The 13,366-nt window shown below is 42.0% G+C and carries 13 protein-coding genes; 2 read left to right on the forward strand and 11 right to left on the reverse strand.

From position 1 onward, the window contains the following. Positions 1-13: 13 nt before the first annotated feature. Both NL111_RS06175 and rnz read right to left on the reverse strand, forming a co-directional pair. Positions 14-799, reverse strand: coding sequence for an SDR family NAD(P)-dependent oxidoreductase (locus NL111_RS06175; protein ID WP_002831939.1), 786 nt, complete (start codon positions 797-799; stop codon positions 14-16). A gap of 58 nt (positions 800-857) precedes the next feature. Beyond that, the gene (gene rnz, locus NL111_RS06180; protein ID WP_058121246.1) at positions 858-1,784 is read right to left on the reverse strand and encodes a ribonuclease Z; all 927 of its coding nucleotides are present in this window, start codon (positions 1,782-1,784) and stop codon (positions 858-860) included. 130 nt (positions 1,785-1,914) lie between these two features. Here rnz and NL111_RS06185 point away from each other — a divergent pair, with 130 nt between their 5' ends. Next, positions 1,915-2,217: a hypothetical protein gene (locus NL111_RS06185; RefSeq protein WP_058121247.1), complete on the forward strand. Its 303-nt coding sequence runs from the start codon at positions 1,915-1,917 to the stop codon at positions 2,215-2,217. Positions 2,218-2,284: 67 nt separating this feature from the next. Here the strand turns inward: NL111_RS06185 and obgE are convergent, their stop codons facing one another. The 4 genes from obgE to NL111_RS06205 form a co-directional block, all read right to left on the reverse strand. Then, a complete protein-coding gene (gene obgE / locus NL111_RS06190) occupies positions 2,285-3,580 on the reverse strand; it encodes a GTPase ObgE (RefSeq protein ID WP_220444244.1) in 1,296 nt (431 codons plus the stop codon). Between the two features lie 39 nt (positions 3,581-3,619). Then, the gene (gene uvrC, locus NL111_RS06195; protein WP_270515301.1) at positions 3,620-5,404 is read right to left on the reverse strand and encodes an excinuclease ABC subunit UvrC; all 1,785 of its coding nucleotides are present in this window, start codon (positions 5,402-5,404) and stop codon (positions 3,620-3,622) included. A gap of 164 nt (positions 5,405-5,568) precedes the next feature. Further along, positions 5,569-6,312, reverse strand: coding sequence for an amino acid ABC transporter ATP-binding protein (locus tag NL111_RS06200; protein ID WP_270515303.1), 744 nt, complete (start codon positions 6,310-6,312; stop codon positions 5,569-5,571). Then, positions 6,312-7,781 carry an ABC transporter substrate-binding protein/permease gene (locus NL111_RS06205; protein ID WP_036671242.1) on the reverse strand — a complete coding sequence of 490 codons (1,470 nt, stop codon included), beginning with the start codon at positions 7,779-7,781 and terminating at the stop codon, positions 6,312-6,314. The genes NL111_RS06200 and NL111_RS06205 overlap by 1 nt, the downstream gene beginning before the upstream one ends. A 178-nt stretch (positions 7,782-7,959) precedes the next feature. On the opposite strand from NL111_RS06205, the gene NL111_RS06210 reads away from it, so the two are divergent. After that, positions 7,960-8,100 (forward strand): SPJ_0845 family protein, encoded by a 141-nt coding sequence (locus tag NL111_RS06210; RefSeq protein WP_002831946.1) that lies wholly within the window; start codon positions 7,960-7,962, stop codon positions 8,098-8,100. A gap of 59 nt (positions 8,101-8,159) precedes the next feature. Here the strand turns inward: NL111_RS06210 and NL111_RS06215 are convergent, their stop codons facing one another. From NL111_RS06215 to tuf, 5 genes are all read right to left on the reverse strand, one after another. Beyond that, on the reverse strand, positions 8,160-8,450 hold the full coding sequence (locus NL111_RS06215) for a nucleoside triphosphate pyrophosphohydrolase family protein (protein ID WP_002830457.1): 291 nt from the start codon (positions 8,448-8,450) through the stop codon (positions 8,160-8,162). Positions 8,451-8,452: 2 nt separating this feature from the next. After that, positions 8,453-9,040 carry a ribosome biogenesis GTP-binding protein YihA/YsxC gene (gene yihA / locus NL111_RS06220; protein ID WP_002830460.1) on the reverse strand — a complete coding sequence of 196 codons (588 nt, stop codon included), beginning with the start codon at positions 9,038-9,040 and terminating at the stop codon, positions 8,453-8,455. A gap of 94 nt (positions 9,041-9,134) precedes the next feature. Beyond that, the gene (gene clpX, locus NL111_RS06225) at positions 9,135-10,391 is read right to left on the reverse strand and encodes an ATP-dependent Clp protease ATP-binding subunit ClpX (RefSeq protein WP_002831947.1); all 1,257 of its coding nucleotides are present in this window, start codon (positions 10,389-10,391) and stop codon (positions 9,135-9,137) included. Between the two features lie 219 nt (positions 10,392-10,610). After that, a complete protein-coding gene (gene tig / locus NL111_RS06230; protein ID WP_058121250.1) occupies positions 10,611-11,927 on the reverse strand; it encodes a trigger factor in 1,317 nt (438 codons plus the stop codon). A gap of 145 nt (positions 11,928-12,072) precedes the next feature. After that, positions 12,073-13,260 carry an elongation factor Tu gene (gene tuf, locus NL111_RS06235; RefSeq protein ID WP_002830466.1) on the reverse strand — a complete coding sequence of 396 codons (1,188 nt, stop codon included), beginning with the start codon at positions 13,258-13,260 and terminating at the stop codon, positions 12,073-12,075. Between the last annotated feature and the right edge of the window lie 106 nt (positions 13,261-13,366).

Genomic DNA, 13,366 nt, shown 5'->3' on the forward strand with positions numbered 1-13,366 from the left:
TAACATACTCCAGTTATTTCCGGTTAATGATTGGACTGTTAACCAGTCCGTCACCTAAACGCGGAAAGATTTGATAAAATATTGCTCCTAAAGCCATTACCTTAGGAACGTTTACTTCGCGCAGATTTTGTTCAATTGCTCTACGAGTTAGCCACGCAACCCGGTCAGAACTAATGACGAAGTTTTGCACACCTTTAAGATACTTACCGCTTGGATCAGCAATGTTAAAAAAGTTAGTATCCATTGGACCCGGATTAATCGTGTGCACCCGCACGTTTCGCCGTTTTAATTCTAAGCGTAACGCGTTCGAAAAGCCCACCAGTCCAAACTTCGCCGCAGCATAAGTGGTGGTCTTAGCGGTAGCAACTTTTCCAGCAATCGAGGCAACGTTAACGATGTCTGCCGCCTCACCAACGTGGTCAACCATCAGCGGTAGCAACGCCCGCGTTAGCTTAATGGTTCCCGCTAAATCAGTGCTCAACGTTCGGTCAATTTCGGAAAAATCTTGATTCAACAACGTTTTAAAATAACCTAATCCAGCATTATTAACCAACAGGTCCACAGAGCCTAAATGGCTACGAATCCAACGCCCCGTTGCTTCGATTTGCGCTTCTTGGGTTAAATCACAAGATAACGTAAATACTTGCCGGGCGCCACATTTGAAACAGTCCTGCGCGGTTTGCTTCAACCTATCTGAATTTCGCCCTAAAAGGACCAAGTTATCGTAATAAGGGCAGTTCAAAATCGCAATTTGCCGGCCCAAACCACTTCCAGCACCCGTAATTACCGCAGTTTTCATCAAAGATCATCCTCCTTTATTTTTCCTAACTTCCTACCAAATAGGCCACCTCAGGCCTTTACGGAAGTGGAACGTCAATTTCATCAAAATCTTGAACCACTTTAGTATTGGCAAAAATTGTACAAGCATCTTTTTCTAGCTGTTTAGCAAGTTTACCAGTGTAACGAGCTGAAATGTGCGTTAACAATAGTTTTTTTACCCGACACTTTTGAGCAATTCGGGCGGCTTGCATATTGGTCGAATGGTAATATTTCCTTGCCAAACTACCCTCCTGCTTGCCAAACGTACTTTCGTGCACCAAAACGTCCGCGTGATAAGCTAATTTTTCAATATTGGCCGTCTGACGCGTATCACCAAGAATGGTGACTACCCGACCAGGTTGCGGCTTGCCGATGAAATCTTTGCCATCAATTACTCTTCCGTCCGGTAAAGTAACCTGTTTACCCTGCTTAATTTCCCCGTAAATCGGTCCAGCAGGAATTGCCATTTCCTTTAGCTTATCCACCAATAGTTCTCCGGGATGGTCCTTTTCGCGAACCCGGAATCCATAGCTTTTAATCCGGTGATCTAGTTCAGCAACTTCTACAACGTAGTTCGCATCTTCAAAGAGCTTGCCGCCCTTCGTAATTTCGACAAACCGGATGCGATAAGCCAGTTTAGTTTCCGAAATCCGTAGCGCCGTCATCACAAAGTCCTTAATCCCCGCTGGCCCATAAATGGTTAATTCAGAATCGCCACCTTGATTTGAGCGACTACTCAAAAAACCAGGCAATCCAAAAATATGGTCTCCATGCAAATGGCTAATAAAAATTTTGTCAATCTTTCGCGGACGGATATTAGTTTTTAAAATTTGGTGTTGAGTTGCTTCTCCACAGTCAAAGAGCCAAACTTCGTTACTTTCATCTAATAATTTCAATGCCACACTCGTGACGTTTCTAAAACGACCGGGGCTTCCCGCACCCGTTCCTAAAAATTCAAGTTGCATACTTTCACCTATACACTGCCTTAACATCCATTTTTTACTTAATTTAATTGTATCACTAGCATCCATTTTTCTTTTAAGCTATTCTTATTTTAGCAGAACCGCTTAAAGAATATTGAGGAGGGTTTCACTAATGAATTTAAGTAACTTTATCAAATCCACCGTGGAACTTCATTCCAACCTGATTCTCAAGGGCGAACAACAAAAGGCCGTTTCCATAATCACCAAGCTAACCCTCACCAATGACGGTCAAACCATTTTACTGCACGTGGCTAACCGACCGTCAAGTCATTCCGGCTTAACCTTAGGCCAATTACGCGCCCAAACCCGGTTGGCTCAGCCTCAAGCCAAGCTTTGGCTGGTAAATCCCACAAGCGGACTAACCAGTCCCCTCTTTGGCTATTACCTGCGTAAACAATTTTTAATTCTCAAGTGAAAAATCAGTGATTAACCCCGCACAAATGTTTTGTTAATTTGTGATGGTATTCAATCACTGATTTTTGCTATTCTACAAATTCAAATACAAAGTCTAAAATCTGTACGCTGTCCCCATTTCGAGCACCTAAGCGCCGTAGTTCATCATCGATTCCCATTCCTCGCATTTGCCGTGCAAAGCGCAACAAACTTTCGTCATGGGTGGTATCCGTCATCTTAAAGAGCTTTTCAATTTTAGCTCCCTTAATTACCCAGACACCGTCTTCGTTGTCGATTTCAAAGTCCTTGTCCGCGTTAAATTCGTAGGTCTTATCGGTCGAATCGACTGAATTATCCTTAACTACCGTTGGCTGAGGGGTCGATTCTAAGACATCGGCTGTCCGAGAAATCAGCTTGCTAAGGCCTTCATGCGTAATCGAAGAAATTGGGAAGATCTCAAAATCACGGTAACGTTCATCGGCCCGAACCTTTTTCTCGAATTCGGCTAATTGCTCGTCCGCACCCGGTAAATCCATCTTGGTTGGCACAATAATTTGCCGTCGCTTAATTAAATCGGGGTTGTATTTTTCTAGCTCCGCGTTAATCTGTTCAAAATTAGTAAACGGATCTGCTTCGGTAAGCCCACTCATATCTACCAGGTGAAGCAACACCCGAGTTCGTTCTACGTGTCGTAGGAATTCAAACCCGAGCCCCACGCCCTGAGAAGCTCCTTCAATTAGTCCTGGAATATCAGCAATAACAAAGTCACGTCCGTCATCTAACTGAACCATCCCTAAGTTAGGTACTAAGGTAGTAAAGTGGTATTCAGCGATCTTAGGTTTTGCACTAGTAACTACTGATAACAGCGTTGATTTGCCCACTGACGGAAATCCAAGCAATCCAACGTCTGCCAAAACTTTCAATTCTAATTGCAATTCCAGTTCTTCACCTGGTTCACCATTTTCGGCAATTTCTGGCGCCGGATTCCGTGGGTTAGCAAAATGCATATTGCCCCGACCGCCGCGGCCACCTTTGGCAACTACTAGTTCTTGACCATTTTCTGTTAAATCCCCGATTACTCGGCCAGTAGTTAAATCCCGAACGATTGTCCCACCCGGAACCATAATTACTAAATCTTCAGCACTCCGTCCGGTCATTTGCTTATTCATCCCATTTTTTCCGGATTCGGCCTTAAACTTGTGACGGTAACGGAAATCCATTAAGGTGCGCAAACCGGGATCGACCTTTAAGATCACATCTCCGCCGCGACCCCCATCGCCACCGGCAGGTCCACCGTTAGGAACGTACTTTTCACGCCGAAAGGCAACGATTCCGTTTCCCCCGTTACCGGCCTTAATATTTATTTTAACTTGATCTACAAACATGTTTTTCTCCTAATCTTTTTTAACTGCGTTAACCGTTAGTCACCGCTTCACCGCACTTAGCGAGATTTTAATCGTTTTAGCAACCTTCGCAGAGATTCCCAATGCTTCGATTTCTTCAATTTTAGCGTCTCGAATCTTATTCAGTGACCCAAATTCCCGTAAAAGTTTGTTACGTGTTTTTGGTCCAACCCCGTTAATCGAATCTAGTTGTGATGATAACGAGTTTTTGGCGTGCATTTGCCGGTGGAAAGTAATCGCAAACCGGTGCACTTCGTCTTGAATCCGTTGGACTAGGTAAAATCCCTGACTCTTAGGGTCAAGCTGCACCCGCTGGTCTTGATCACCAAAGATTAAATCTGCGGTTTTATGCTTATCATTCTTTACCATTCCAGCAACCGGAATGTGCAAACTAAGCTCATTCACCAGCACATCGCGCGCGGCATTTAACTGTACATCTCCGCCATCCATTAAAATCAAATCAGGCAGCGATTGGTGTTCCTTTAATAGTCTAACATACCGACGCCGAATTACCTCCCGGGTACTGGCAGCTTCATCCGCGTGATCAACAGTATTCAGCTTAAACTTGCGATACATCTTCTTGTCGGGTTTGCCGTCGGTAAAGACCACCATCGCCGAAACTAAATCGGCTCCTTGAATATGTGAATGGTCAAAAGCCTCGATCCGGTGTCCCTCGGGGATTCCCAGGGCATCGGTAATTTCCTTCATGGCTCCCACGGTTTTGCTTTCGTCAAGCTCTAACAAACGGAACTTTTCTTCTAACGTAATTTGGGCATTCTCGCGAGCCAAATTCATTAAGTCCCGCTTTTCCCCTCGTTTAGGCGTACGGACCGGCACTCCTAAAATTTCGCTAATAATTTGATTGTCCAATCCTTCTGGCACCAAAATTTCACTAGGCAACACTTTATTTTTATTATTGTAAAATTGTAAAATGAACGAAGAAAATTCGTCAGCCACATCCGAAGCAATTGGAAACAACCGTTTCTCGCGCTTCATCAACCGGGATTGACGGATGAAGAAAATCTGAATGGATAACCATCCCTTATCCAAATAAAAGTTGAACAGGTCCCGGGGGGTGCGGTCGTTAGAAATGATCCGCTGTTTTTCAACGGTAACTTCAATGTAGTGAATCTGATCCCTAATTTCAGCTGCCCGTTCGAATTCCATTGCCTCAGAAGCTTGCTGCATTTTTGCCTGCAACGACTTTTTAACTTTAGCAACGTTCCCTCGCAAAAAGGACTTAATTTTAGCAATCTGTTGGTCATATTCTTCTTTAGGAACCTCTTTAAAGCAGGCCCCCAGGCATTGCCCCATGTGGTAATACAGACAGGGCCGCCCTTGATATCCATTACAACGCCGTAAGGGATAAACCTTTTCTAAAAAATGAAGCGTTTCTTCAGCTGCGTAAACATTCGGGTACGGTCCAAAGTAGTATCCCCCATCACGCCGGACGTTAGAAACAATTTGCATCCGCGGATCCTTTTCATTTGTAATTTTAATGTAAGGATATCCGGTTCCCTTTTTCAACTTGATGTTGTAATAGGGCTGGTACTTCTTGATTAACGTAATTTCTAGTAAAAATGCTTCCTTATCACTGGCGGTGACGATGTAGTCGAAATCAGCAATTTCACTTACTAATTTAGCTGTTTTACCTTCATGACTGCTTTTAAAGTACGAGCGCACCCGGTTTTTTAGATTCTTCGCCTTACCGACGTAAATAATTTGACTATTCAAATTTTTCATCTGGTAACAGCCGGGTTTGTCCGGTAACAAAGCCAATTTATGCTCAATATGCTCTGACGCCAAATCACTGCCTCCTAGTTTACATAATTACTCGTAACTCATAACATTATACTCTGATTTAACCATAATTATCAATCAAAAGGAACCATTCCCATTACATAGTAAAACCCCCGCCGTTAATCGCAAAAATCACTTTTGGGGTTTTAAAATTAGCCAAGTCAATTAGTTTATTGCAAATTAATTTTCGAGAGAAAATCCTGGGCCCGGCTAGTTTGTGGCTGAACAAAAAAGCTATCGGGAGTTCCCTTTTCTTGAATATTAGCTGCATCCATAAACCAAATCTGGTCCGAGACCGATTTAGCAAATTGCATTTCGTGAGTAACCACTACCATTGTCATACCGGATTGGGCTAAATCCCGCATAACTGTTAAAACTTCGCCAACCATTTCCGGATCTAACGCCGAAGTGGGTTCATCGAATAACATTACAGCCGGTTCCATCGCTAACGCGCGAGCGATGGCAACCCGTTGCTTTTGTCCGCCTGACAGATTTCCCGGGTACGCATCCGTTTTATCTGCCAAGCCCACCTTTTCTAGCAGTTTTTGAGCCTGGCCCCGGGCTTCTTCTTCAGAAATTTCCTTTACCCGTCGTGGTGCTAATGTAATATTTTCCAACACCGTAAGGTTAGGAAATAAATTAAAGTTTTGAAAAACCATGCCCACCTTTTGCCGCACTTCTTCAATTTCACGTAAGCTTTTTTCTACTAGGTTCCGTCCTTCAAAAACCACCGCGCCCGCAGTTGGCCTTTCTAACAAGGTTAAGCAACGCAAGAAAGTGCTTTTCCCGGCTCCCGAAGGGCCAATCACACTAATCACCTCACCTTCCTTCACTTCCGCCGAAACGTCTTTTAAAATCACGTTCTGCGCAAACGATTTAGTTAAGTTTTCAATCTTAAAAATAGTTTTGGTCATTAGTTAAACTTCCCTTCGTAAAATTTTAATAACCGTGATAGCGAGAAAGTTAAAACGAAGTAAAGGACCATCGCTACTAAAATTGGTGCAACGCCCCGATAAGTATCTGATTGGACAATTTTTAACTGGTAAATTAGGTCCGTCACCCCAATAATGGAAACAATCGAACTTTCCTTGATTAGGGAAATAAATTCATTGCCAAGCGCTGGCCAAATATTTTTTAAGGCCTGTGGTAAAACTACGAAACGCAACCGGTCTTGATAATTTAGTCCTAAACTTTGGGCAGCTTCGACCTGTCCTTCATCAACCGAATTAATTCCTCCCCGAATCACTTCGGCAACGTAAGCCGCGCTATTTAAGGAAACTGCGATCATCCCAGCAGTCAGCGCCGGTAAATTCACCACAATTCCCAGACCAAAGTAAACCAACATCAGTTGCACCATTAGCGGAGTTCCCCGAACAAATTCTACATAAGCCAACGCAATTGCTCGCAGGCTAGTGTGTCGACTTAAGCGCATTAAGGCTAGCAGTGCTCCGATTATTGAACCAAAACAAACGCCCACTAACGAAATTAAGATCGTGTATCCCACTCCAAGTGCAAAGTACTTCCAATAATGGATCATGGAGGTGTCTACAGTATTGCCTTTTAAATAAGTTCCCGCCGTTTTTAAGTATTCTGGTAACCGTTTTTGCTTTTTTATCCGCGCAATGGTCTGGTTAATTTTAGCTTTTAAAACTGGAGAGCCCTTAGGTAAGGCTACTGCCGTGCTAGTTTCGTCATCATTCAATTTAAAATGGGCGTTGAGAATCTTTAATCCCCGGTTATTTGCGGCGTAGGCCTCCGCGGTGGGCTTTTCCATTACGATTCCATCGACTTTATTAGTTTGCAAGGCCAAAATCAAATCAGTTCCCTTCTCAATCCCCCTTACCGAAGCCCCCTTAATTTGCTTTTTGGCGAGGTTATATTGGATTGACCCCGTTTGGGCAGCCACCTTCCGTTGATGAAACGAGTTTTTATCCTTAAATAAATGCCCGTCCTTTTGATTGATAATAATACTTTGACCACCTTGATAATAAACGTTAGAAAAATCAACCGATTTCCGCCGAGCTGCACTAGGATTCATTCCCGAAAGAACCATATCAACCTTGCCAGTTTGTAATCCTACTAGTAAGGAATCAAAATCCATGTTTTTAATTTTTAGTTTTACTCCTAGATCATGGGCAATATCTTTAGCAACGCTGATATCCATTCCCACGTCCTTACTTTTTCCATTACTAGAAGTTTGAAACTCATAAGGCGCGTAATCTGGGCTCGTTCCCAAAACGATATATCCCCGCTCTCTAATTCGTTGATAAGTGGGGTCTTTCGTCGTAGCGTGCACCGTGTCCGCTATGTCAACTCCCGTACTAATCAAACATAATGAAAATATAATGAATAACCAATTAAAAAATGTCTTCTCTTTTCTCATCGCAATCTCCTTATTCATGTAATGTTTATTAATATACACTATGAATACTAATTTCGGAAGACCGATTGCGTTATTTTGAATTATTATTCATAATAATCTGAATATTAGTTATGGAAATGTATATTTCTGACAATTACTAATATTTTTGGTATGATATGCGCAAGGGAGTGATTATCAAATGGGATTAACCGTAAAAAGAACGACCGATTTAGAAAAAATGCTGGGGCAATTTACTAATCCGGCAACCACCGCTGAAGAAAAAAAGAAGAAAGATAAATTTTTAGCTAAAGATAAAGACAAAAAAGGACAAAAAAAATAACCATCGTTACCAACTTGCTTCATTTCACGAGGCCATTGGTAACGATGGTTTTTTATTTTTTATTTAAAGCTGTGCGGGTACCGTTTTGCTAAGTCTTTAATGTTTTTTTGGGCAACCTCTTCAAAAGGAATGTCCGCCCACTGTGCGACTTGGGATAAATACCAAAGTACGTCGCCCATTTCCTTGGTTAACTGTTCCTTATCTAAATCCGCGCCCCGGAAAGTATAGTTTTTAACTAAATTAACTACCTGACCACTTTCACCCGCTAGCCCCAAAGCACAATTCGTTAATACTTGTTCATTGCCTAAAAGGGTTTTATTAGCTTTTTTTTGATACTCGTTAAATTCCATTTCTAATCACCCATCCTATCTTCAATCCATTGCCAAATTGCGTCCTTGCCAAACTTAGTTTGCGCAGAAAACATTTGAAACGCGTCTTGCTGATCAAAATTAAGGACTTTTTTTATCCGGCTTTCATGCTGGTTCCATTTTCCGCGGGCAATTTTATCACTCTTAGTAGCAACCACTAATACCGGAATATCATAGTAGCGTAAATATTGATACATGGAAATATCATCATCAGTTGGATCATGCCGAGCATCCACCAGTGAAATTACTCCCTTAAGTTCCTTGCGAGAAGTCAAATATTTTTCAATCATCCGACCCCATTTTTCCCGTTCCTTTTGGGATACTTTTGCATATCCGTATCCGGGTACGTCAACAAAAAAGAGTTGATCTTCGACCCGGTAGAAATTTAGTGTCTGTGTCTTTCCTGGTTGTGAAGACGTCCGCGCGTACGACTTCCGGTTGATCAACGTGTTGGTCAACGAAGATTTTCCCACGTTAGAACGCCCTACCAAGGCAATTTCAGGGTAGCCTTGTTCGGGATACTGTTCAGGCTTTACAGCACTAATTTGTAACTCTACATTATGGACTTCCATTAAATTCCCACCTTCCAATTCCGCCTTTAATCATAACACGGATTCAAAAAAAAGAACCAGGCTTAAGTAATTCACCTAGTTCCAATTTTTGAAATTACGATGCTTGTTCGTTGGTTAGTTCCACTTCTGGTTCTACGCCGTCAACCACCGTTTTCTTGTTAACCGTAACTTTAGCAACGTTATCTCGGGACGGAATTTCAAACATGATGTCCCGCATCACGTTTTCAATAATCGACCGCAGACCCCGCGCCCCCGTATTCCGGCTAATTGCTTGTTCAGCAATCGCGTGCAACGCTTGCGGGGTAAACTTCAATTCAACCCCATCAAGGGCAAGCAAGGCTTTATATTGCTTAACTAAGGCGTTCTTAGGCTCGGTTAAAATCCGGACTAAGTCTTCTTCAGTTAATTTTTCTAAAGCAGTTAAAATTGGTAAACGACCGATAAATTCGGGAATCAAACCAAATTTTAACAAGTCTTCAGGGATTACTTGTTGCATCAAGCTCTTACTTTCATCTAACGAAGTGCTTGCATTCGTTCCAAACCCAATCGTCTTATCGCCTAAGCGATTCTTTACGATTGTTTCAATTCCGTCAAACGCACCCCCGACAATGAATAAGATGTTGGTAGTGTTAATTTGAATGAATTCTTGTTGCGGATGCTTCCGTCCACCTTGAGGAGGAACGTTAGCAATCGTGCCTTCCAAAATCTTTAGTAAAGCTTGTTGGACACCTTCACCCGAAACATCCCGGGTAATTGAAACATTTTCGCTCTTCTTAGCGATTTTATCAATTTCATCGATGTAGATAATCCCGTGTTCGGCTGCTTCAACGTCATAATCGGCATTTTGCAAAAGCTTGAGCAAGATGTTCTCAACATCTTCTCCCACGTACCCTGCTTCAGTTAAGGTAGTCGCATCCGCGATTGCAAACGGCACGTTCAAGATTTTAGCCAAACTTTGAGCCAAGAAAGTTTTACCGGAACCAGTTGGCCCAATTAAACTGATATTACTTTTTTGTAATTCAGGACCATCATCCTTAGCATCCGCCTGGGCCATTTTGTTAATCCGTTTATAGTGGTTATATACCGCTACGGATAACGTCTTTTTAGCCTCTTCTTGACCAATTACGTATTGGTCGAGGTAATCAACAATTTCCGCAGGAGTCGGGATGTTAGTGATTTCAGTGGGTTTCTTTTCCGAAGCAAGTTCTTCGTCAATGATTTCTTTACATAGGTCAACACATTCATTACAGATATATACATCTGGACCAGCAATAATCTTTTTTACTTGATCTTGCGTTTTACCACAAAAAGAGCAAGCAATTTGGTCAGATGTCTGTTGATCATCATACAATCCTGTCACCTCTCAAATATTTATACAACCATCATAGCAGAATCCCTAAGGATACGCCAATTTAAACGTTTTGCTAGCTGATGGCGCATTTATCCTAAATAAGTAGAAAGAGGCTGGAAAATTACCTTTTCCAACCTCTCTAGTACCACCGTTAACTCTTTAAATTACCGGTGGACAATTCGTAGCCAACTTGGTTACTTCCTACTTTAAAAAATTCAATTATTTCTTAGCACTCTTCTTAGCTTTTGACTTAGGTTCTTCAATTGCAGAATCCTTAATCAAGTCAACAGCTTGCTTAATTGCTACATCATGTTTAACCATGTCAGCAGTCAATGCAGAGCGAACTGCTTTTTCTTCCATGTTGTATTGTTCAGCTAAGCTCTTGTATTCAGCATCCAATTCTTCGTCAGAAGGATCGATCTTTTCAGCTTCAACGATTGCTTCAAGAACTAAGGTTGTCTTAACCCGGTTTTCAGCACCTTCACTAAGTTGTTGGCGAAGTTGGTCTTCTGATGAACCAGTTAATTGGAAGTACATGTCTGGGCTAATACCTTGTTGTTGCATGTTTGCAAGATATTGGTTAACTTGACGGTCAACGTCTTCACGCAGCATTGCTTCAGGAATTTCTTTGATTTCAGCATTGTCAACGGCTGCTTGGATTGCTTCGCTTTCCTTAGCTTCGTCAGCTGCTTGAATCTTACGTTCCTTGATTTGGTCCTTAGTTTTAGCTTTCAATTCTTCAAGTGAATCTACGTCTTCATCAACGTCCTTAGCGAATTCGTCGTCAAGTTCTGGAAGTTCCTTAGTCTTGATTTCATGAATCTTAACCTTGAATAGTGCTTCCTTACCTTGAAGTTCTTCGGCTTGGTAATCTTCTGGGAAGGTTACCTTAACGTCAACGTCGTCATCCGTGTTGTGACCAATTAATTGATCTTCAAAACCTGGGATAAAGGAGTTTGAACCAAGTTCTAAGTCATAGTTAGTGGCCTTACCGCCATCAAAAGGTACGCCGTCAATTGAACCATCAAAGTCGATAGTCACTGTGTCGCCCTTTTCAGCTGGTTTGCCTTCTTTTAAGACTAATTCAGCTTGTTGTTCACGTTTCTTTTCAATTTCTTCGTCAACTTCTTTTGAAGTTACGCGAGTGCTTTGCTTGATTACCTTAACACCCTTGTATTCGCCAAGCTTAACTTCTGGCTTAACGGTAACAATCGCGCTCAATACCCAAGGTTCGCCCTTTTCAAGCTTTTCAACGTCAACTTGTGGTTGGTCAACTGGTTCAATACCAGCTTCCTTAATTGCTGCTGAATAAGCATCTGGTAATACGATGTTTAAAGCATCTTGGTATAAAGCTTCTTCACCATAAAGTTTGTTAAAAATTTGGCGTGGTACATGTCCCTTACGGAATCCTGGAACATTTAAACTCTTCTTAGTACGTTGAAATGCTTTATCAACGCCTTCTTTAATCATATCAGTACCAACTTCGAAAGTTAATTTACCTTCGTTAGTACCTGTTTTTTCCCACTTTGCAGTCATTGTGTTCCCTCCGACAAATGATTTATTTCATTACAATTCTGGATTGCATACGCTTATAATCTTAACGTATATAATTCAAAAAGTAAATATGAATATAACAAAAAAACCCGCAAATAGCGGGTTTTTCGCGGGACTAATGTAAATATTAGTCGTCGATTTCTGATACAACACCGGCACCAACAGTGTGTCCACCTTCACGAACAGTGAACTTAGTACCTTTTTCAATAGCAACTGGTTCGATAAGTTCTACAGTAAATGTAACGTTATCACCAGGCATAACCATTTCAACGTTGTCAGGTAATTCGATAACACCTGTTACGTCAGTTGTATGGAAGTAGAATTGTGGGCGGTAGTTTGAGAAGAATGGAGTATGACGTCCACCTTCTTCTTTTGATAGAACATAAACTTCACCCTTGAACTTCTTGTGAGTTTGGATTGAGCCAGGAGCAGCCAATACTTGACCACGAACAACTTCGTCACGGTTGATACCACGTAGAAGTGCACCAACGTTATCGCCGGCTTCACCAACGTCAAGAGTCTTACGGAACATTTCAAGACCAGTAATTGTAGTCTTCTTAACGTCATCCTTAAGACCGATGATTTCTACTTCGTCACCAACTTTAACTTCACCACGGTCGATACGACCTGAAGCAACTGTACCACGACCAGTGATCGTAAATACGTCTTCAACAGGCATCAAGAATGGCTTGTCAGTTGAACGTTCTGGTGTTGGAATGTATTCATCAATTGTGTCCATAAGTTCCATGATAACTTTTTCTTGTTCTGGGTCGCCTTCAAGAGCCTTCAAAGCTGAACCGCGGAGAACAGGAACATCGTCACCAGGGAAATCATATTCAGATAGAAGTTCACGAACTTCCATTTCAACAAGGTCAACCAATTCGTCGTCATCAACAAGGTCAGTCTTGTTCAAGAATACAACGATGTAGTCAACACCAACTTGGTGAGCAAGAAGAATGTGTTCACGAGTTTGTGGCATAGGACCATCAGTTGCAGCAACAACCAAGATAGCACCATCCATTTGAGCAGCACCAGTGATCATGTTCTTAACGTAGTCAGCATGTCCTGGGGCGTCAATATGAGCGTAGTGACGCTTTTCTGTTTCGTATTCAACGTGAGCTGTGTTGATTGTAATCCCACGTTCCTTTTCTTCAGGAGCAGCATCAATATCAGCGTAATCTGAAGCTTGAGCTAATCCCTTTTCTGACAACACTTTTGTAATAGCAGCTGTCAAAGTAGTCTTCCCATGGTCAACGTGGCCAATTGTACCAATATTTACATGGGGTTTTGTTCTTTCGTAATGTTCTTTTGCCATTAATACGAACCTCCTGTATGTCGTAAGAATCACTCAGCATTCAAATGAATAACTGGATCCTTTAAAAAATATTATACTACATCCTCCACGAAAGGCAAAGCACCCT

It is taken from the genome of Pediococcus sp. AC40 (genome assembly GCF_030252485.1).
GTDB lineage: Bacteria > Bacillota > Bacilli > Lactobacillales > Lactobacillaceae > Pediococcus > Pediococcus acidilactici.